The organism is Chamaesiphon minutus PCC 6605 (assembly GCF_000317145.1).
Lineage (GTDB): Bacteria > Cyanobacteriota > Cyanobacteriia > Cyanobacteriales > Chamaesiphonaceae > Chamaesiphon > Chamaesiphon minutus.
In genome coordinates this window covers 1,420,692-1,441,721 of the sequence record NC_019697.1, presented here as the reverse complement: position 1 = coordinate 1,441,721, position 21,030 = coordinate 1,420,692, and the positions used below count along the sequence as shown (strand labels likewise).

General features: G+C 43.9%; 18 protein-coding genes, 2 tRNA genes and 1 pseudogene. 10 read left to right on the top strand and 11 right to left on the bottom strand.

The annotated features are described in order from the left end of the window. Positions 1-5: 5 nt before the first annotated feature. Positions 6-149: a hypothetical protein gene (locus CHA6605_RS35580; protein WP_157259878.1), complete on the bottom strand. Its 144-nt coding sequence runs from the start codon at positions 147-149 to the stop codon at positions 6-8. Between CHA6605_RS35580 and CHA6605_RS06615 the strand changes: the two genes are divergently transcribed. The 4 genes from CHA6605_RS06615 to CHA6605_RS34970 all read left to right on the top strand — a co-directional run bounded on the left by CHA6605_RS06615 (position 130) and on the right by CHA6605_RS34970 (position 4,091). After that, positions 130-477, top strand: a complete 348-nt coding sequence (locus CHA6605_RS06615) for a hypothetical protein (RefSeq protein ID WP_157259876.1) — start codon at positions 130-132, stop codon at positions 475-477. The genes CHA6605_RS35580 and CHA6605_RS06615 overlap by 20 nt on opposite strands. A 242-nt stretch (positions 478-719) precedes the next feature. Then, a complete protein-coding gene (locus CHA6605_RS35575) occupies positions 720-1,730 on the top strand; it encodes a hypothetical protein (protein ID WP_232432208.1) in 1,011 nt (336 codons plus the stop codon). Further along, complete coding sequence (locus tag CHA6605_RS32610; protein ID WP_232432207.1) at positions 1,684-3,978, top strand: type ISP restriction/modification enzyme; 2,295 nt, start codon at positions 1,684-1,686, stop codon at positions 3,976-3,978. The genes CHA6605_RS35575 and CHA6605_RS32610 overlap by 47 nt, the downstream gene beginning before the upstream one ends. 11 nt (positions 3,979-3,989) lie before the next feature. Then, the gene (locus CHA6605_RS34970; RefSeq protein WP_015158722.1) at positions 3,990-4,091 is read left to right on the top strand and encodes a type ISP restriction/modification enzyme; all 102 of its coding nucleotides are present in this window, start codon (positions 3,990-3,992) and stop codon (positions 4,089-4,091) included. A gap of 22 nt (positions 4,092-4,113) precedes the next feature. On the opposite strand, the gene CHA6605_RS06605 is transcribed toward CHA6605_RS34970, so the two are convergent. From CHA6605_RS06605 to CHA6605_RS06590, 4 genes are read right to left on the bottom strand one after another with little or no spacing between them, the layout of a single operon-like run. Continuing rightward, a complete protein-coding gene (locus CHA6605_RS06605; RefSeq protein ID WP_015158721.1) occupies positions 4,114-4,515 on the bottom strand; it encodes a type II toxin-antitoxin system VapC family toxin in 402 nt (133 codons plus the stop codon). A gap of 2 nt (positions 4,516-4,517) precedes the next feature. Continuing rightward, entirely contained in the window at positions 4,518-4,751 is a 234-nt protein-coding gene (locus CHA6605_RS06600; RefSeq protein WP_015158720.1) for a DUF2281 domain-containing protein, read from the bottom strand. A 57-nt stretch (positions 4,752-4,808) separates the two neighbouring features. Beyond that, complete coding sequence (locus tag CHA6605_RS06595) at positions 4,809-5,432, bottom strand: hypothetical protein (protein ID WP_015158719.1); 624 nt, start codon at positions 5,430-5,432, stop codon at positions 4,809-4,811. A gap of 10 nt (positions 5,433-5,442) precedes the next feature. Then, positions 5,443-6,435 (bottom strand): ImmA/IrrE family metallo-endopeptidase, encoded by a 993-nt coding sequence (locus tag CHA6605_RS06590; RefSeq protein WP_015158718.1) that lies wholly within the window; start codon positions 6,433-6,435, stop codon positions 5,443-5,445. A gap of 223 nt (positions 6,436-6,658) precedes the next feature. Here CHA6605_RS06590 and CHA6605_RS06585 point away from each other — a divergent pair, with 223 nt between their 5' ends. Further along, on the top strand, positions 6,659-10,885 hold the full coding sequence (locus CHA6605_RS06585) for a helicase-related protein (RefSeq protein WP_015158717.1): 4,227 nt from the start codon (positions 6,659-6,661) through the stop codon (positions 10,883-10,885). A 46-nt stretch (positions 10,886-10,931) separates the two neighbouring features. On the opposite strand, the gene CHA6605_RS06580 is transcribed toward CHA6605_RS06585, so the two are convergent. The 4 genes from CHA6605_RS06580 to CHA6605_RS06565 form a co-directional block, all read right to left on the bottom strand. Next, the gene (locus CHA6605_RS06580; RefSeq protein WP_015158716.1) at positions 10,932-13,703 is read right to left on the bottom strand and encodes a DUF3854 domain-containing protein; all 2,772 of its coding nucleotides are present in this window, start codon (positions 13,701-13,703) and stop codon (positions 10,932-10,934) included. A gap of 274 nt (positions 13,704-13,977) precedes the next feature. Continuing rightward, positions 13,978-14,244, bottom strand: coding sequence for a hypothetical protein (locus CHA6605_RS06575; RefSeq protein ID WP_015158715.1), 267 nt, complete (start codon positions 14,242-14,244; stop codon positions 13,978-13,980). Between the two features lie 380 nt (positions 14,245-14,624). Further along, complete coding sequence (locus CHA6605_RS06570; protein ID WP_015158714.1) at positions 14,625-15,770, bottom strand: tyrosine-type recombinase/integrase; 1,146 nt, start codon at positions 15,768-15,770, stop codon at positions 14,625-14,627. Positions 15,771-15,912: 142 nt separating this feature from the next. Continuing rightward, positions 15,913-15,986 (bottom strand) — tRNA-Val (locus CHA6605_RS06565). Between the two features lie 116 nt (positions 15,987-16,102). Between CHA6605_RS06565 and CHA6605_RS06560 the strand changes: the two genes are divergently transcribed. The 3 genes and pseudogenes from CHA6605_RS06560 to CHA6605_RS06550 all read left to right on the top strand — a co-directional run bounded on the left by CHA6605_RS06560 (position 16,103) and on the right by CHA6605_RS06550 (position 17,987). Continuing rightward, positions 16,103-16,185: transfer RNA gene (locus tag CHA6605_RS06560), tRNA-Ile, on the top strand. 751 nt (positions 16,186-16,936) lie between these two features. Beyond that, positions 16,937-17,176, top strand: a pseudogene (locus tag CHA6605_RS37125) (pyruvate kinase); the annotation flags it as partial. A gap of 46 nt (positions 17,177-17,222) precedes the next feature. Beyond that, on the top strand, positions 17,223-17,987 hold the full coding sequence (locus tag CHA6605_RS06550; protein ID WP_041547700.1) for a L,D-transpeptidase: 765 nt from the start codon (positions 17,223-17,225) through the stop codon (positions 17,985-17,987). Positions 17,988-18,029: 42 nt separating this feature from the next. On the opposite strand, the gene CHA6605_RS33750 is transcribed toward CHA6605_RS06550, so the two are convergent. Together CHA6605_RS33750 and CHA6605_RS33745 are read right to left on the bottom strand one after the other, a co-directional pair. After that, the gene (locus CHA6605_RS33750; protein ID WP_157259873.1) at positions 18,030-18,179 is read right to left on the bottom strand and encodes a hypothetical protein; all 150 of its coding nucleotides are present in this window, start codon (positions 18,177-18,179) and stop codon (positions 18,030-18,032) included. Positions 18,180-18,327: 148 nt separating this feature from the next. Beyond that, complete coding sequence (locus tag CHA6605_RS33745) at positions 18,328-18,504, bottom strand: hypothetical protein (RefSeq protein WP_015158711.1); 177 nt, start codon at positions 18,502-18,504, stop codon at positions 18,328-18,330. 153 nt (positions 18,505-18,657) lie between these two features. On the opposite strand from CHA6605_RS33745, the gene CHA6605_RS06545 reads away from it, so the two are divergent. Both CHA6605_RS06545 and CHA6605_RS06540 read left to right on the top strand, forming a co-directional pair. Next, on the top strand, positions 18,658-19,152 hold the full coding sequence (locus CHA6605_RS06545; protein ID WP_015158710.1) for a universal stress protein: 495 nt from the start codon (positions 18,658-18,660) through the stop codon (positions 19,150-19,152). A 35-nt stretch (positions 19,153-19,187) separates the two neighbouring features. Then, positions 19,188-20,888, top strand: a complete 1,701-nt coding sequence (locus tag CHA6605_RS06540) for a SulP family inorganic anion transporter (protein ID WP_015158709.1) — start codon at positions 19,188-19,190, stop codon at positions 20,886-20,888. Positions 20,889-21,030: the final 142 nt, after the last annotated feature.

Sequence of the window (21,030 nt, the reverse complement as noted above, 5' to 3'; positions counted from 1 at the left end):
ATCTCTTACTGTATAAAGGTTTCATGGCTGACGTTTTGGCTGACATTTGGCTGACGTTTCATGTCAGCCACACTTTTCATGTCAGCCTTAATGTCAGCCACAGAACCATTACTGGATAAGCCTTCTGACATGGCTGACGTTTCTGACATTTTCTGGGCAAGTTTTTCTAAGACGAAGCAAAATGAAGTGGTGGCGATGAAGTTGCTCGATCTGGCAGCACGTCTGGTTGAAGCAGTAAATTATTATCTGGCTCCAACGCTGGCGAAGTTACAGGCTCAAGAAGCGGCGCGTGTGGCAGGAATGGAGATTCACAAAGAATTAGAACTCGATCGCACCAGCCAGGAAATCATGCTGAATATACCCAATTCGATTAGGGGGATTGCAGCATTCGCACAGATGGGCGGCGATTTAGCGGCTGATGGATTGCTAGTAAGACAACTCCTTCAACACATCCAAGACAGCGAACTGTCTGAATAATATCGATCGAGAGCGATTAATGAGGATTACTTATCAAAAGATCGGCTTGTAGGCATTATCGATCGCATCTTATGAGGTCAAAATTCTAATGGTGTATAGATTAAATCCCTAACTCACCGAATATCCTAGAATTTTCGGATCGAACTAAAATAAATTTAACTACACACATAAAACAGTTCTAATGTACTGAGTTAGTTATAGTCTACTGATGTCCATATTAAACCTAGTAATCTAGGTTTAATATGGATACGATCGGCTCTAATCTCAGCGTAAATACAATCGAATCTAAAATCGATCGCCTCCGATCGCAATTGGGATGCCCGATTGGTGAGAACGATCCGAATGGTTCTGATTTTTGGTATTTACGACTGGGTGACGATGAAGAGACTGCGGCGGAAACTCGTCCGATCGCGGTTAAATTCTATGATAAGCTGAACATCCTATCAAATGACGAAATCAAACGCTGGCTGACGGAAGAAGAGCAGCAGCAAGAAATATATATAAATCACTACATCGATCGCGTAAACCAAAATCAACCCGCGATGTATTTGCTGTATCCTACCAGTGAGGATTCAGGGCGAGTTGCATTTATATTGCCCCAAGAAGGGGGCATTAAACAACGTCACATTCAAACCTTCGATTTAGTAGACGATCGAGAGTTAGATACTCGAATAGAGCGATTAAAAAAAGTACCGATCGCTCAAAATATTTTATGTTCGGTGCCTTTAGCCGAGCGGGTATTTTACGATCCGATTCAGACAGCTAAAGAGTTAGCTCAAAAGTTAGCGGAGTCAGCACGAGAAATTGAAAAGATTATCCCCGAATCATACGTTCTAGAATCAAAAGATGGTTATCTTCACCAACTGCTAGAGAGTTTCAAGCGAGAGTTATTGCCGGATCTGAAAGTCAAACCTGATAATGACAAAGAATATTCATTAGCTGATATCTATGCCCAAACAGTTGCTTATGCTTTGTTTACCGCACGAGTATTCAGTCATATAAAAGATAAAGATAAGGACAAGAAGACTCATTTTGACCGTACTTCAGCTTGGAAACAATTACCAGAAACTAATCCATTCTTGCGAAAGTTATTTGAAGATATCTCTAATCGTAGTTCTGAAGAATTAGGCGATAAATTGATCGGTGCGATCTCTGATATCTTTGTAACGCTCCGAGCAGCAAAGATGGAAACAATTTTACAAGATTTTGAAACAACGCACGAATCAAGAAGATATCGTCATTCGGTTTTATGAGGATTTCTTAGCCGCATATAAACCAAAAATGCGCGAACGGCGGGGTGTTTACTATACTCCCGAACCAGTCGTATCTTACATGGTGAGATCGGTCGATATTTTACTCAAAGATAAGTTTAATAAAGCTTTGGGATTAGCCGATCCAGAGGTGATGATTCTCGACCCAGCTACAGGTACTGGGACATTTTTATTATGGATTTGCCAACTAATTCACACCCGCTTTCACGAAGAGCGGGAAGCTATCATTGAGCGCGTGGGTGATATTACTTGGTCGGAATATGTCCGCGATCATTTATTACCAAGAATTTTCGGTTTTGAGTTATTGATGGCTCCCTATGCAATTGCACATTTAAAACTAGGTCTATTTTTACAAGAAACGGGATATCAGTTTGATGAGGGGAAACGTTTGGGCGTGTATCTAACAAATACTCTGGATGAACCCACTAAAAAGAGTGAATTACTAGTTGATGAGTTTATTGCTGAAGAGTCTAGTCAGGCAGCAGATATCAAGAAAGAGAAACCAATCATGGTTGTTATTGGTAATCCTCCATATTCAGTTAGCTCTGTAAATTCAAGTGAATGGATAAGAAATTTAATAAAAGATTATAAAAAGAATTTAAATGAGAAAAAAATAAATTTAGATGATGACTTTATTAAGTTTATTAGAGCTGCTCAATGGAGAATTGACAACACCGGATATGGTATTGTTTCATTTGTGTCTAGCAACACTTTCTTAGATGGAATAACACACCGCCGAATGCGTGAAAGTTTAATGAATAGCTTTAATGATATTTGGACATTAGACTTGCATGGTAGTATCAACAAAAAAGAAATATGTCCAGATGGATCGAAAGACCAAAATATTTTTGATATTAAACAAGGCGTTTCCATTAATATATTTTCTCGATGTTCACAATCTGGCAAAGAATGCAATATAAATCACTCAAGTATATGGGGGCTTAGAGACGACAAATATATTAATCTCAAAAATAATTCTATATCTACAACTAATTGGAATATTATATTTCCAAAAAAATGCAATTTTTTCTTTGTTCCGAAAGACTTTTCATTAGAAGAAGAATATGAAGAGTATATCCCACTAGGTAAAATTTTTGTTGAACATAGTTGTGGAGTTAAAACCGAGAGGGATAAAGTCACAATACACTTTGATTGTGATGGAATCAAAGAATCAGTTGAAGATTTTGAGCTGCTAGATGATATCTCCCTCAGAACAAAGTATTCTCTTGGTGAAGACAGTAGAGATTGGAAGGTGTCAAATGCCAAAGCTGATGTCTTAGCCAATAAGAATAGAAACTTTTATACATCAATTTTGTACAGACCATTTGATATTCGAGAGACATGGTACAGCGGAAAAACAAGGGGATTTATAGGCACTCCAGGTTCAAAAATAATGCGTCATATACTAGCAGGAGATAATTTAGGGTTAATTTTCATGCGTCAAGTGGCAGTCGAAGGAAATTACACTCATTTTCTCGTCACCACTGATTTGATTGATAACAGAGGTTTTTATAGTAACAAAGGGATAATGCAACTTGCTCCCCTCTATCTATATCCCACTACTAAAGCAGAGAAAGACATGGGAATTACTCGTAAGCCGAATATTTCACCCGAATTTCTCGCCAAGATAGAACAAAACCTCGGCTATACTCCCACACCAGAAGCCATTTTTTACTACATCTACGCCATCTTCCATTCCCCTACCTACCGCAGCCGCTACGCTGAATTCCTGAAGATAGACTTTCCCCGTGTACCACTCACCCGTAATGTCGATTTATTCCATCAATTGGGTGAATTGGGAAAGCAATTGGTGAATCTGCACCTGATGAAATCCCCAGTTCTAAACCAGATATCATCCCCATCTATCGAAAATGGTGGAGGCTGGATTGTCGATGCTGGGCATCCTAAATATGAAAATGGCAAAGTATTTATCAATAAGCAAAAAGATCGCTTTGTGGATGTACCTGAAGCCGTTTGGAACTTCCATGTTGGCGGCTATCAAGTTTGTCATAAATGGCTCAAAGACCGCAAAGGTCGCACATTGAGTCAAGCTGATATCCGGCATTATCAAAAAATTATCGTTGCGCTAGGACAGTCGATTGAACTGATGGATGAAATTGATGAGGCTATAAAGAAATATAAATCCCCATTTATCGAGAATGGCGGCGGCTGGATTATCGATGCTGAACATTCTAACTATGAACGTGGTGAAGTAGTCATTAATAAGTAAAAAGTGGCTTTATGGATGTAACTGAAGCGGTTTGGAACTTCCATGTTGGCGGATACCAAGTTTGTCATAAATGGCTCAAAGACCACAAAGGTCGCACATTATTGACCGATTGACGCTGAGTACAACTAAGTACCTTTACCAAATTGTGATAATTGACTGTGAAGCTTGGATCTTTCGATCGCGAGTCACCAGTGGTAAATTCAAATGTAAGGCGGTTGCGGCAATAATTCGATCCGGCATATCGGGAACGGTATCACGATCGATATTTTGAACTGCGATGGAAATTGCCAGATCGATCGGCACTACGATTAGGCTAGGATCTGGCTCATTCAGTACTGCTAGAATCCGTTGGAGTAGATCGCTGGCTATTCTACTTTTTTCGATTAAATAGCAGATTTCAATTATAGAAATCGCCGAAATATATACTGGTTCTCCAGCCGCAATTGCTCCTTCTAGTGCATCTAAAGCTACTTGAGACAATCGCTCTGGCTCAACCAAATACCAAATGATGGCATGTGTATCTGCAACAATCGCCATATCTAGACGATCTCCCGTGGAAATGTCCCCCACATTTCCTGACGAGCTTCGTCAATATCTGCTGCGGTAATCTGAATTTTCAAATCGGCACATAAGCCCTTGAGACTGCGACGAGGCGGTTTATTTGCTGCTTTTTGATGCAGAAATCGAGCAAAGTTTAATACTTCATGCTGTTGCTGTACGGGCAAAGTGCGGATGCTTGCTAAGATTTGTTGTTCGAGAGCGATCGCTTCCATAGCTGAGATTGCGCTAATTTATCTATTATTATGGCAGACCAGCGCAGCAGTTCGCCTTTAAAAATTTGCCAGTAATCCCTGCGAACTATTCCGCAAATCTAGAACGTAACTTTCCAACGTCTCTACCACATTTTTTTGCTCTGCATATCTCCCAGAACCAAACGCAGATTTGAGAACTTTGTCGCAATCTCTACCTGGAATAACTCGATCGCGTACTAACTCAAACCCCTCTCGATCGATTAATTTGAGTATAACTTGCTCTAGACACACAACCCGACCAGCTAATCGTCGCTCGATCTCTTCTAAACCCGAACTAGCAACCGCATTGATACAGCGTTTATCACCAGTAGTCAACCAAAATACATCGACATTTACAGTAGCAGAGATTAATAACGCTTCACCACGATCGATATTCACAATCTGGTTTAATAGAGCCAATTCACTCAGATCGGTTGGTGGTGTAATTACTTGACAGCCAAGGACAAATTCGATCGCCAGATCGCAAGTTTGCTCTGAATAGTTGCGGCGCAGTCTCTGATTCGATCTAAAAACATGCTGGGCTGATTCCAACACATAAATATCAGCCCGCTCCACACCCAAACAGAGCATCGCTTCTGCCAGTAAATTACAAGCAGTCAACTTGAGAATTGCATCGTTATCTAAAAAGCAGATCGCACTCAAAATCCCTGCCCTAATCCAATCGCAACATCAGTGATAGATAATCTTGATTATCATCACTCAACCGCTCCCAATCTAGTCGATCCTGAAGATATCGATCGATAATTTCGTTAGCTTTACTCGCACCTTCTACTACTTTGAGCGCATTTTGAGCTACCGCCCATTCTTTTTTCGTCCAAGCATAGTTCCAAATCACCACCCCCGCATCGACACTATCTCGCTCGGCAATTCTTTTCGCATAGGATGCCAATCGATTGCCAGAGAATTTATGAGGGGTATAATAGCTCACATCCGGTCTACCAAGTAATAACTCACCTGCGAATTCATTTGCTGCAATTTCCTCTTCATCAATGCTTTCTAGACTGATCTCCTCATCTACTAATAATCCACCTTCAGGCAGATGTTGGTGATATATATGACCCAGTTCATGGGCGATAATAAAAGCTAACCTAGCCGGAGAAGCATGATTGAGGCTAATCATTATGACTGGACGATTTGCAACTACTGCAACCATGCCGTGGAATTTACAGACCGTTTTGGGATAATTATTATAATGAACCACTGGAATTCCCCGATCCCAACAAAAATCTAGCAACCCGATTAAATTAACGCAGTTTTGTGTCTGTAATATTATTTGTCTGATTTCCGATCTCGATAAATTACAGATTGACTGGTAATCATTCGGACAGCCTTGAGCGACTAATTTAGCAATCTGCGTCGCAAGTGCAGTCGCAATTTTTAAGCTGGGGTTATTAGACTGCGCGTAGAATTTAGGCTGACAGGTTAGGACGAATTCTGGCTGTGCTGTCTCTTCCAGCAAAGATTGGAGATTGAGATTTAGTCGATGGGAGACATACAATGCAGCTTCTGTTACCGCACTGGGAGTCTGCTCGAATTCATCACACCACCAATCTGGTAGTGCTTTATCTCGCACAAACTTCTTCGGCAAGCCAATTTGGTCTAGCCGAGCGTAAAGTTGGGACATGTTTTGGAGTGTCTGTGTCATACAACCTCCTTGTTGTCGATTGTACTAAGAATAGTTAGTACATCTATATTGTATCGGATCGTCAATCGATCGGCAAGCCTTTAAATTACATACTATCATTGGTTCCGATCGTAATATACCCCAGCGACCAAGCTCCAATCTGTAAGGAGGATCGGTGCAGAAAACGTTACTTTACCAGTGAAATCAGGCACTCTAAATTTAGAGCTAAATCGAGAGTGCCCCGATGTTAGAAACTGTCTTCAACCAGCAAATCCGCAACCAACGCCCCTACTATCTGCCAGTCGGTCAACCGATTAAGGGCATAGATGGTCGCTACTGGTTGGTATTCGTCCATCGAGATGCAGAAGAGGCTACAGTCGTCAAACGTTTCTTCAAGCGGCTTGTCAATGGCAAACAAGCCACTCATAAGCTGTTGTGTATCGATCCTCACGCCGCCGAAATTCACACCTATTTACCCAAACAATCGGGCGATATTCCCAGTCCAGCCTTACTACGAACAGCCGGACTAGATCTAATTGAAAAGTTTCTCTATTTAGAAGAATTTACAACCGATCGCACCTTGTGGGCGGGTAGTTTCAAGGAAATCGAGGGTATTAAAAGAAGATACAGTCTCCCCGCCCAACTCGCCGATTATAATCAGGCGATCGAGCAAATATTAGAACGCAGTACCATTTACCGCCGTTCTACAGCCTACTTCGATAGTGGCGTTCTCAAATTGTACGAAGAACCCCTCAAATCGATTATGCGGACTGAGGGGAAAATTAGACTCTTAATGGATTGGCAGGGGTTTACCAAACGCGATGATGTTGCCAGCTTAGAACGCCTGCACGATCCTGAATATCGCGATCTATTTATCGATCGTACCCTCCAAGAATTTGTCCAGACTTTAGACGATACCGATTTTAATAGCACCGAACTATTAGCAGAATTAGTGCGGTTAGAATTTCTCCAAATTAAGTTAATTAAGATGGACTCAGGGCGAGGAATCTATCATCGCAAGACAGGAATACTTAGCGATAATTACAATAACCATATCCTGCATGAAGGTTCGGACAACTTCACCCGCGCCGCCCATAGTCGGAATGCCGAAAGTGTCACCTTTTTTAAATCGTGGGAAGGTAACGATCGCGAGACGATTATCGACAGCATTCATGATTTCGATCGTGAGTGGAACAAAGAAGATATTAGCTTCGACCTCACCCAAACCTTCCTCCAACAAGTATTACTAGAACGCGATCGGAGAATTCAACAAAATCAACCTCAAATCGACACGATTACCCCTACAGAATTACCCCCAGGCGAAACCACTGCTGTAATTATTACTGGGACTAACCTCGATACCGTTGAGACAATCGATTTACCAGATAATGACTTGATTCAAATCGATATTATTGACCGCACTCCCACTCAAATCGACGCTGAAATTACCATCTCCCCTGAATATCCACCCCAAGCGATTACCGAAGTTCGAGTTAAGGATAAACAAGGTGAATATAACATCACTCCCACCCATCCTCCACAAGTTAAGAACGCCCAGCAACTCCCAGATTTTGCCGAAATAGACGGCTTTCGTGCTGCCGCCGAATTAATTCTCGCTGGTAAATACGGGCAACCCCAAGACTTCCTCTACTGGCTGGCACAAAAACAAATCCAACAGTTTAAGATTACCCGCAGCGATCTTTTAGATACATTAGTCGATCGCGGTATCCTCTTTCAGCACCAAAAAGATGGAGCGCAACACTGCTTGATGGTAATGGAAAACTTTGGCGTAGCCGTCTGTGCTGATGCCGTAGGTTTGGGCAAAACTCGCCTCGCCGCTGCTGTCGCTCGTCTTTACCGCCAACAAACATCCACTGCAAGAATCGCCATTATCGCTGCCCAGAAACTCCATCTCAACTGGGAACGGGAAATGAGCGAACTAGGACTGGAGAAAAATAATCACTACGGGTTATTTAATAAAAACCGGATGAGTCGGCGCGGTCAATTTATTGAAGACTTTACCCGATTTGGGGCAGATTTAGTCATTATTGACGAGGCTCACGAGGGTATTCGCAATGACAAAAACCGCATTCATAAACTATGTTTGGAACTAAAGGAGCGAGATAGCATAGCTAAACGCAATCGCCACTACCTCTTACTAACGGCTACCCCCTGGAATAACCGCCGTGAAGATATCTACAACATCCTTTACCCTTTCCTCACCCGCCCCGAAGGATTCAAAGAGTGGGATTTTCCCGTCGAAGTCTCTGACTGGTTCAAAAAGCGAGATACGGGAGTGAATCAATTTGTCGATAATACTCCCCTATTTCGTCGCACCTACCGTCAGATCTTCCTCCAACGCACCCGCCAGATGTTGCGGGATGCCATGCCGGATCTCAATGTCTACGCCAAACGCCAAGCCGAATGGCTACCTGTCATTTTTGAACCCGATACCGAAGTCGCCCTCGATCGAATTTTCACCCGCTTTGAAACCGATTTATTTATTCCCAGTGCCGATCCCATCAAATACCTCAGCGGCAATGTCGAACAGCGTTCCTTACTTGCCAACCAACGACGGTTCTTCCTCCAACGGGCAGAATCGAGTATGTACGCCCTGCGCCGAACGATCGTTAACTTCCGCAACAAGATCGAGTTGATGCAGTCCCGTTTGGATGCGGTAACGCCTGATGCCAGTGGATTGGAGCAATTTCTCTTACTCCACTATGGATTTAACACCCTCGTCAATCCGGCGGCGATCCCTGCTGGAGTGTTTGACTCAGAAGATGAAGACTACGAAGAATCAGAAGAAGAGGAAGAATCAGAAGGGGAAGAAAAACAAGAAAAACGTCAACAATTACGCAGATCGATCGAGATTGCTATTCATCACTTGGAGGCTAACCCCAGTAAAGCTAAGGATATTTACCAGTTAATGCAGAGTCACTGCGAAGCTGATTTAATCGAACTTCAGGAGATTCAACAGCTACTCGCATATGAATTTGTTAAAGACCACAAGCGATCGCAAGTTACCGCCCAGGTGCAAGAATTAATTCGTCAGGGGAAAAAGGTATTATTAATCTCTACCTTCTCCGATACAGTGGTGGATTACTATCGCTACATGGCACAAAAACCTGATATCGATCGAGCTGGAATCGGCATGGCGATCGGTTCGACGAAATACTATCGAGCCGATGATGAGTCTGGTAACGATCGACAATTCTTACCACATAATGCAACTAAAAATTGCATCAAGCACAAAGGAATGAAACGTCAGGAATTATTCCGCTTATTTGCCCCCATAGCCACCTGTAGAGAACCAAACGATCGTCCACTCCAAAGTGAGGAAATCATGGTCTTAATCGGCTCAGAAACCCTATCTGTGGGACAAAATATGCAGGATGCCGACTACCTAATTAATATCGATCTCCCGTGGAATCCGATGGTATTAGAACAGCGGATCGGACGGATCGACAGACCCAAACAACACCATCCCGATCGGATTTATATCTATTATGCCAATAGTGAAAGTCAACTCCTCCGCCAAGCCAGTCGGTTAAAGAACTTAAACAAAAAGTTGGTAGGCGATAGATTTAATATCGACAGTGAGAATTCGGGAGATTTAAGTAATTTAGGAGCTTCAATTTATGGCGATACTTTATTCGATGATGCTATCCTTCCCGATTATGTAAACTTTCTAGGTCGCCTAGCCCAAGTCCGCAAAACAGAACAGGAGAATTGGCAAGAAAACTGTTATAGTCGTCAAGAACAGACTCCTAGTATGTATACCCAATACGAACTGTTATTTCGGGAAGATGTGAGCGAGAAAATTCGGGCATTGGGGGAAGATTATCTCGCTAATCCGATCGCGTTAGGTGCAGGAGGCGAGGGAGAAGTTAAGCAGTTAGTCGCACTAACGATCGATTATTTCGATCCGAATGGCAAGTTAATTATAGAGGAACGTCAGACAATTTATTGGAACGATAAAACGGGCGAAAAAGATGCTTATGGACTGGCGATCGCTACCGCTAATCAAACACCCGCACTCGGTCGAGTTATCCCCCGCGAGCGATCGCTAACTGAATTAACCGAACTGTACGATCGGTTAGTCAAGCTCAAGCAGGAATATCTAGCCGATCTCGATCGCGAAGAGACAACCTCAGATGTGAAGACTGCTTCCGAACGCCTCAGTCGCATCCAACAGCGGATACAACGGCTTCACCTAAATGACTTACCAGCAGATATTTCACCGAAAGTCGTCAAAACTGCGATCGGTAAATTGGATAGCTGGAAGGAATCCAAAGTTGTGGAAAAGCTATTACGCGCCTACAACGACGGCGAAAAATCCCAATTACCGGATACTCAATTTCTGATGGAGTTCTTAACTGAGGTAGATCTCTTGAATCTGATCGATCTTCCCAAGGCAAAAAAAGCTAGCCTTAAAATATCGGTTAACGCCTTACTCTTGAAGGTCTAATTGCGATTTTATTCTCCCGATCTATGATATGAGCCGAGATGGTAAATCATCCGATCGCCGCCAACTCATCAATGGTGTAACGATAACACTTGCGATCGCTCTCCCATTCGACCGAGTAAAAATCTCCCTCGATCTTCTTAACTACTCCCAGATCGTCACCGCGCCGATGGTATGGATCGGCAGCCTTGACGCGATCGCCAATATTGAATAGAGCGACATATTTGTCGCTCGTATTGCTAGAATTTGTTGTTTTTTTAATGTCAGCCATGTCAGTAATGTCAGCCGATAGCTGGATCTCTTGCTGCATCAAGGTTTCATGGCTGACGTTTTGGCTGACATTTGGCTGATATGAAACGTCAGCCTCACTTTTCATGTCAGCCTTAATGTCAGCCTTAGAACTGTTACTGGATAAACTTTCTGACCTTTCTGACATTTTCTTAGCAAGTTTTTCTAAGACAATCGTTCGAGTTCCTGCTTTTCCCGAACGGAGCGAATCGACATCAATTCCTAATCCTCTGAGGTCGGGTGCCAGCCTGGTTAATGCCTTACCCAGACTGCGGGGGTTGCCAGCCCATTGCCGAGAGCGCAATGTTTTTTCTGGAGTCAATGGTTCGATCTCTGCCAACAATTCAGCAGCCGTGCCTTGCCAAACCGTGCGAGTTTCCATCAATCGAAGAATTGCTTGAGCAATGGGTGAAGATTCTGTGGCGATTTCGTGCGCTTCCTCCTGGTTGGAGTTATAAGCATCCAAAAATGCTGTCTGCGTCAATCCCAACGCTTTGGTACTCGCGAGCGCAAACTTGGCGAAGTCAGCCATTCGCGGTAGCTCGGTGGGGTTAGTATCGGGTAATGCCCTGAGCGTTTGACTCAGAGCGGTAAGTAATGCTCCGAGAATGCGCGGTCTAGCCTCATTAAGTTGGGTTTCTAATGCTGCTCTGGTTTTCCGCCGCTGTGGACTAATCGAGGGCAGAGACACCATCAGCGAACGCTGTAGTAAGTCCCCCCGCGTTGCGAGTGAATCGATACCTGTGATAATTTGCGGTCGAGTAAATTCAAAGACTGTTTCCTCATCTGTGGTGTGGAGAGTGCGAGTTGAAAAGCCTCCACCCGTTGAAATCCGACATAGTGCGTCGGACTGTTCGGCATTGATGCCAGAGAGGTTATCATAAGCTATCACCCACCGCCGCGATGCCGCGATCGCCAGTCGATGCAAGTCACTAATCGCAGGCAGTAAACCCGCCTTACCTGGGTCGATTAAGCTTTTGAGGAATTCGGCGATTGTCGTTTTGCCGCTGCCCTGTTCGCCATGCAGAATCAGAATCGGCTTGTGATATTTAGGGAAGAAACAGAATAGAACGAAGGTAATTATGAGAGTCCAGGTGCGGTCATCGACATCGAGCAAATCCTTTAATTCATCTAAGGTGCCGTTTTGGGCTGGGTAAGGTAGAGCCTGAAGGGAATCTGGTCGCCAGAATCTTATAGGAGGTTCGTTAATTATCCGCCAGCCAGTAGCATCGATCTCGATCGCCTTCCAGTCTGGAGTCCCCAGGTCGAGATAAATTTTCTCCTCATGTTGGGCTATGCGAAGATGGACTTCGCGAGTTACCGAATCCCTCCCGTACAGAGCGATCGCTTCTAGGGTTGAGAGCGTATCTTGCATCCTTTGAGAGCCAATTCCTTTTCCCTCGACATTAAAATACATTCCAGCCAGCCACATCCTAAAAGCTCTGGAGCGAACTGCATAAGTGTGACGGTTGCCAGAGATTGTAATATCGGAATAAGCAACTCGATCGGGAGTTTGAAAGTAAGTAGCCGTTCTCCCGATCTCCAACAACCGCTCTGCAACTGACTTATGTGGCTTTTTCCCATCTTCAGTACCTTCTATTGCCGCTGCTTCGATCGGTTTGGCACTGTCGATAACACGACGGAATGCCTCGACTCCATCGTTAAAGATTAAATCGTCAATGCCTTTACCTCGATCGCTACTCCATTCAGCTAAATATACTTGACAATCTGCTGCTATTAATAAACCAGCGAATCTTTTAATTGCAGCACGAACCATATTTATCGTTTTAGGTTTGCTGTCCTTGTCAAATGCAATATTTATCCTTCTATTCGGGGTAGAAATTAACTTTAAATCGTTAATTAATGTGTAATCCTTTTCGCCTTTATTCAGTTCGGGACAGCCATTCCAAACTCCAGTTAACGAGATACAAATCTCACCAGTGCTAATCCCACTTAATGCCTTCTTTGCCCCTTCCGTAGTGGTTACAGGGATACTTGAATCATCCCGAATCCACTGTAAAAATGCTAGGCTGAGTCGTTGGCATTCATTTCGCCATTCATCCGAGCCGATATCTACCAATTGCCATTGCCTTGTAACTAGATCGGCAGGTAAAGCCACGCCTACACGCACTGAGATCGCTTGCCATGTTTCCAGATCGATTATGGGTAAGAATGCCTTACAAGGCTTTTTCGCTGGATGCTCGTATTTAATTGACTTTCCTTCTTTGTCAAGTCGCGGCTGGAGCGGTTTGAAACTATTACAACTAGCAATCCGATCGCGTTCGATATCGATGCCCGTGTAGGATATACCGCCATGTTCGACGATCGAGGCGTATGTATCCCGATATCCCTTTTTTAACGTCCCGTTGTTATTGTGGATCTTCACTTCCCCCAAGAGTTCGCTAATTGCTTTATCGCCGTTAAGAAACTCAGCATTTAGCAAACACAATTTGGGTTCGATCGCACTAGCATAAAATTCTTCAATGACACTTTCAGGAAAGTATTCTGACAGAATCGAGTAGTCGTACTTCATGAGATATTCTCTTTGATAATGTCAAGGTTTATACTTGTTGAATTCTCAAAGCAACATGCGAGTAGTTGACACGTATGTCATACTTAGTGATTTTTCACAGTAAAATAACTATCTGGTTATCTCCTAGGGTATTGGTTCGCAACGCAAAATTACACAAATCCGACTAGGGTTTTACAAGCTTAAAACCACCGACTTCGGATTTGCAGATGTGAATTTATCGAGGTAATACTATCGCCCCACTAGTAGTTTTTAGCTCTACTAATGGGGTATTGTTTTAGCCCACTGATGGTAACGTTGCTATATACTCTTCAACTAAGATTTGATGTTCTGGTCGATCGCCAGACGTTAAATAATCGATTAACAAAATTAGGTTCCAGAGGATCTTCCCCCTTTCTACTGGCTGAATCCAGTAAATCCCTTTGGGTAACTTGGCTCTTAACTGAGCTGATTGCCAAGCAGAGATATCGAAACGCTCCTGTCTAATTGCAGTCTCTGATAAAAATTTGAAGCATCGGGGTTTGGCTTTGGTTGATGTTTTCATAGCACTAACGATCGTGAGATAATAGTGATGTTTTGTTTTTTAAGTCTTAATCGAAAGACTTAATTTCGTCTTTCGATTAATTCTTTTCTATTGCATAACTGGTCAAACAAAGTGTTCGATTCAGTTAATTCACCGATTGGTTACAAAATCGCCACGGTTTTCTAGGTCTAGTCTTTGGACTAGATCCAATTAGCGGCAATCGTCAATATCGGTTTTGGCTGTTTTACTTGCGATAAGGGTTAGTAACAAATAAGCTTGGCAAGGCTGATAAGTATAATATAGTACATGTCTACTATGATGGCAACAGCTATTTATTTTCTTTCCCTTTTTGGCAAAAAATCGATGCAATTGTATCGAAAAAGACTTGACAATTGCAGTTGCTATCGATCCTCTAAATTGCGATCGTTTATACTCACAAATAAGACCTCTCGGTCGATTGCATGAGCGTATGTAGACAGTAGAACGCGCTTATCGTGTCCTGTCTGTTCTGCCAGCGCAATTGGGTTTGCACCTTGAGCGAGAGCGTGAGAAATGGCTGAATGTCTCAAGTTATAGGGCGTTCGGTACTCGATGTGACAACTGGTTAAAATAGTTTTCCAAGCTCGATTACAGAAATTGTGGTCGTCGATGGCGACACCCTTGGGACTAGGGAACACTAAGTCATCTGGTTTCGGCTCTAACCTTTCGTAGCGAGAGATTAATATTTGCTTGAGTACTGGGTTGAGTTGAATCGTTCTAGCCTTGCCAGTTTTCGTCCCCTTCTGAGTCCTCCTAGAGATCGATTCACCGATCCAAGCAGTGGCATAATCGGCTCCCAAATGCTTCCATCTCAAGCCAGCAGCTTCACCAGGACGGCAAGCTGAATTAGCGAGGAATAAGACAAAATCAGTGTAATGGGAGTATTGGGGGTGATTTGTAAACGCACTAACGATCGCTTGGAATTCGGCAATGGTAAATGGCTTGGGCTGTTTGGGAACTCGATTATTGTCTCTAGAACGCGATCTTGTGAGTGAGTCATCCCAAGGGTTAGGATCGGCTACAGAATACTTGTCTTTAGCCCAGTCCCAGCACCCCTTGATGATGTACAAATATTCCTTGACCGTCCGGTTTGAGGCAGATTCAGACCATTGTGCTACGGCTTTAGTAGCGACTGATTCAGTTACTTTGTTGGCGGGTATGTCGCCTAAAAATAGTTGCAGCTTGGAAGCGATCCCGTTTAACTTCACCACAGAACCAGGAGTAAGCGATCTCTGTTGCTGGTAGTGGGTCAGATATTTTTCAAATAGTTGTACCGCACTTATTTGGGTAGGGTTAGCTCCAAGCTTGCACGGTCGGTACTTCAATAGGGTTGGGTCATAGTAACCAGATTCGAGATCGATCTTAATCTCTGCCATCTTCTTGGCTGCCAATGCTCTCCCGATGGGGTTATCGGGTATTCCTAGCGATAACCTTTGTCTCTTGCCTTCGTAATACCACACGAGTCGTAGCGTTTTGCCAGTTGGCTCGATCCAAATTTTGGCGTTCATTGTTATGGGCTATTTTATGGGTCGGTAAACTCCACAAACCAGTCATAACAGTCCATATTTTCCTGTGGCTAGACAGCAAAAATCGACTCTTAGGAACTGATTTGTTTCCTAAAAGCCTTGCCTAGCTTGCTATCTAACTCTATGGACGTACGCCGACTCGAACGGCGGACCTCATCGATGTCAACGATGCGCTCTAACCAACTGAGCTATACGTCCTTGCAGTCCATTAATATAACATCAAAAACTTACTGGAGTCAATACTCGATCGATATTAATGAAAATGTCAACGATAGTCAACAATCGACCCTCGATGTTAAAATAGTTTAATACCGCCAAGGTTGGCCGATCGGTTTAGGCAGCGGACTCATAATCCGCGAGCGGAAGCTCTAGACAGGTTCGATTCCTGTACCTTGGACTTTCATCACCAGGCTTCTGCCTAATCCATTCCTAGTGACAAGCTAGTAGTCTATGGCGTAAAAAAGGTTACTATTTTGCGGGGAGCGATGCGCGCTCGTCGGGTTTCCCGACGGGTTAGCGCATCAGCGACGCATCGACCTGGAGGTTCCCTCCAGGTTGTGTGCGTCAAGACAAGACAGCGGGGAAAGGAATGGTTGGTTAATTTCTGCTACATAGTACTAGTTGAAATCATCCATTCCTCCCAGTTAGGGATATTGATTTCATACTCGACGTTCTTCGATTCCCCATCTAATTGACTCAAATCGTCGCCATCTAAATTTGGAATGATGAGAAAATGCGTATAAATTAGAAGAAACCGTGGATTCACAAGTTTCTCACATCTCCACCCTAAGATCGAAGCAGTTGGAGACAATTATGTATGGAAAACTGCAATGACGAACGCAATCGAAATTAATAAATCTATAAATAGTGTCGAACCAATCGATCTATCCAGTCCCCAGGGCTTGCTATCTACCCTACAAGAACTGCGTCAAACTGTTGACAGTGAAGGACAAGCCACATTGGATCGATGGCGATCTCACATTCAGCGTCCTGAATTCCTGGCTAGTGCCTTGAATCTAGCCCAGTATCTAGCTTTATGTCGGCACGACCTGCGCTCCTTGCAAGCGGCACTCATGCCGTGGGGTCTATCCTCATTAGGTCGGATCGATGCCCCCGTGTATATCGACGATGGCAAGATTCGGACGCGCGAAGCAGCTCACGTTCCAGTGATTTGCGCGACTCAAGTTCTAGAAAGTTTAGTAAAAAATGGCGCACCTTCGCGGGGCGAGATGACTGGTGCCGCTATGGCCGAACGCGCTGAATGCGTGATGTTAAATAAAGGGCCGTTTATTGCCGAAGCAATCTCGATTCTGGATGATGTGCTGATGCGGATGGAAGCCCATCAATCGAAAAAAACACCCCAGTTGCGCGCCCTTCATTCCTGGTAATGCTTTGGTGGCGTTCGACATCTATAATCGATCTACGAGTGAAATTTTGAAAAAACTATCGATCTTTAAAGCGATACCAATTTTGTTAATGACGATCGCGATCGTCTCACAGATATTTGGCTCCACACTGCTAGCTCAAACACCCGAACCTGCTCCATTACCGGAAATGCAACCCACCCCAACACCTGTGTTGCCAGTAAAAAAACCGCGCGTCACTCAGGGTTCTAAGTGGGGATTATGCGGTCGCAAACAGTCTGCCAGTCAACGCAGCAGCGGCTTTACAGGAGATACTACGGGTACCTATATCAGAGATATTCAAGTCCACCTCCATCGCAACACATACAGCACGGTGACGTTAAACTGGGCTAACGAAAATTTAAGCATCGAAACGTTGCCAATTCAATTTAATGCCTCTCCTGGCGCTGGTAATTGCACTCTAGATTGTCGCTCGATTCCCCAAAGTCAAAAGCCCAGTTCCCACTGCACGCCCCAGTCTCCACCAACTTATTTAGTCCAAGGTTACAATTGCGCTCTGGGCAAATATCCAGAAGCGAAATTTGTCACTTGGTTTCATTGGGATCGAGAAATCGCCTTTCATGCCTATACAGTTCCACCCTATCCCGCTTCCCACGGATGTATCCGACTATTAACTAAAAATCGCGGTGCAGAATGGATTTATGACAATAGTTTGGCTGGGATTACACAGATAAACATTAACTGGGATGAATTAGATCTCAAATCAAAGAATCCCAGTCCCAAATGTTGGAGTGGCGATCGACTAATCGATCGCCCTAAGCAAAAACCAAGATAATCTTGGTGAGATCGTGAAGATCGGTAATACTCATCGCACAGATTAACCTAACGTGCAAAATGCTAACAGCGCGAGTTGGCAAGCTTTCCATTCACCTTTGACATCAACATTCATTTTATCGCATCGACCCCGTTCTCGACCGTCTGGTTGAAAAAAGCGGCAGTTTCGACAGAGGATTGGGGTAGGGCACATATAAATTTTTATTTTTTCGATCTAAGTCAGTTGCTCTAAATAAAGCTGTGAAAATTTACCAGAGGTTATCTAGCTGTCAAAAAATTTAGATTAATTTTGACTTCACCCACAGTCATTGAACCAAATGACTGTGAGAAAGTTGTGAGTGTTAACTTTTGAAAATTAAAATTTGCCACCAATGAGATGCTAGTTGCCAAATTGTGCCAGCACTACTAGCAAAGAAGATAGTTGTCGCTACCGTCATCCCATAGCCACTCGGGATAAATAATCTATCAAATTCTAACAACCCGATTTCTATAAATAAAACGGTGAATATATAGTACATAGGTAGATGTTTCGATCGGATTTTAGATCGGTTTTGTGAATAAGTTATGTGCAACTAATAATTACAATCGATCGTTAGATAGTATTAAAATTAATATAATTTGTAGTCGAACCGATCTATAATTAGTTCAGTTACTAATAAGGAGCAATGCCAATGTTGCAAAAGATCTTACTCGCAATTGGTGATTCCCCTGATTCAGAAAAAATCTTTGCCGCAGGGTTGACATTAGCGCAGAAACTTGGTGCCGAGATGCTACTTTTACACGTCCTCGCTCCGCTGGTGCCACACGGTCTGGGCGTGATTGCCAGTCCATTAGTGGGTGGAGTTCTACCGATGACGAACGATCTGGCGATCGAGCAATATCTAGTGGCATGGCAGGAATCCGAACGCAACGAAATCCAACGGCTTCAGGCTTATGCAGATCGAGCTAAGGAGCATCATGTCAAAGCTGAGATTTTGCAAAGTTATGGGAATTCTGGGCCGCTAATCTGTGAAGCAGCAAAAAATTGGTCGGCAGAGGTAATATTGATGGGACGGAATCAAAAATCGATGTTGAGTGAAATCTGGTTGGGTAGCACTAGCAATTATGTTTTACATCACGCGCCTTGTTCGACGCTCGTGATTCAGTTGCCAGCACTATCCACTTAATGGTGGTTAGTAAATGGTAAATAACGAAGAGGTTTATGAACGATTCTCTAGGGGAGAGGCTCCGCCAACGAATATTCCTCAGATTGCCTGGTTTGCGCCAATTGCTAAACTATCAACGCTCGTGGTTGCGGGGAGATCTGCTCGCAGGCATTACTGTTGCAGCTTACCTGATTCCGCAATGTATGGCGTATGGGGAATTAGTGGGCGTTCCGCCTGTGGTGGGGTTGTGGACGATTCTGCCTGCGATGTGTGTATATGCTCTGTTTGGCTCATCGCGCCAACTCGCAGTCGGCCCAGAATCAACTACGGCAGTGATGACTGCGGCGGCGATTTCGCCGTTGCTGCTGGCGGATGGCAGTAATTATGGGGTGCTGACGGCGACGCTGGCGATCTTAGTTGGGGCGGTTTGTGTAATTGGGTATCTTGCTAGATTGGGATTTCTGGCAAATTTGCTCTCGAAGCCGATTCTGGTCGGCTATATGGCAGGGGTCGCGCTACTAATGATTGCCGGACAATTGGGTAAAATTAGCGGGATTCCCATTCCAGGCACCACTGTATTTGCCCAGGTGAGTACATTTATCCAACAACTCGACTTCATTCATTGGCCGACCCTAATTTTAGCTGGATTGGTGTTCGGGTTCTTGTTATCGATCGGACATTTCTTCCCTACAGCACCCGCGCCGCTGCTGGCAGTTCTAATCGGTACTGCGGCGGTGGCGATCTTCGATCTCCAGGATCGTGGTGTCGCCGTTGTGGGTGCAATTCCAGCAGGCTTGCCCAGATTTGTCATTCCTAGCTTGTCAACACAGCTCCCAGCCCTGCTAGCCTCCGCTCTGGGGATTGCGATCGTCGGTTATTCAGATAATGTGCTGACAGCTCGAAGTTTTGCAGTGCGTCATCACGATAAAATCGATGCGAATCAAGAATTACTCGCGCTGGGATTGGCGAATCTGGGGGCGGGATTGGTGCAAGGGTTTCCTGTGAGTAGTAGTGGTTCTCGCACGGCAATTGCGGATACTTTGGGCAGCAAAACACAGCTTTTTTCATTAGTAGCGATGGGAGTAGTAATTTCGGTGTTGCTGTGGTTGCGCCCAGTTTTGTCGCTATTTCCCAAAGCGGCATTGGGTGCAATCGTGATTTTTGCCGCGTTTAGACTGATTGAAATTCCCGAATTTATGCGCCTATATCGATTTCGTCGCAGTGAGTTTTTTCTGGCATTAATTACAACTATTGGTGTATTAATTACCGATATTTTAGTAGGCGTGGAGATCGCAGTTGGTTTATCAGTAATTGAATTGTTATCGCGATTGGCACATCCGCATGATGCCGTCCAAGGCACAGTGCCAAATCTACCGGGGCTGCACGATATTAACGATTGGGAAGGTGCGGCCACAATTCCAGGATTGGTAATTTATCGCTATGATGCACCGTTATGTTTTGCCAATGCTGAAGATTTTAAGTCTCGCGCTTTGAGAGCGATCGAATTAGAAGTTACGCCAGTAGAATGGTTTGTGCTCAATACCGAAGCGATCGTCGAAATTGATATCACAGCGATGGATATGTTGGAGGAGTTATACGATGAATTAGCCGCTAGCGGAATTACCTTCGCTATGGCAAGAGTCAAACAAGATCTCTACGCTCAATTAAAGCGATCTTCACTCCTTCCCAAAATTACTGAAGATCGGATTTATCTCACGCTACACACCATGATTGATGGCTTTAAATCTCGCAGATAAATCCTCTCATCAATGAGCATTTAATAGAATACAAATTTACCCTTTTTTCAACCTTGGGCAGGGGCAATTCATGAATTGTCCCTACTCAAGATTGAGAGGAATTGCAAGTTATTTAATTCTCATTCCTTACTAGGGTAATTCC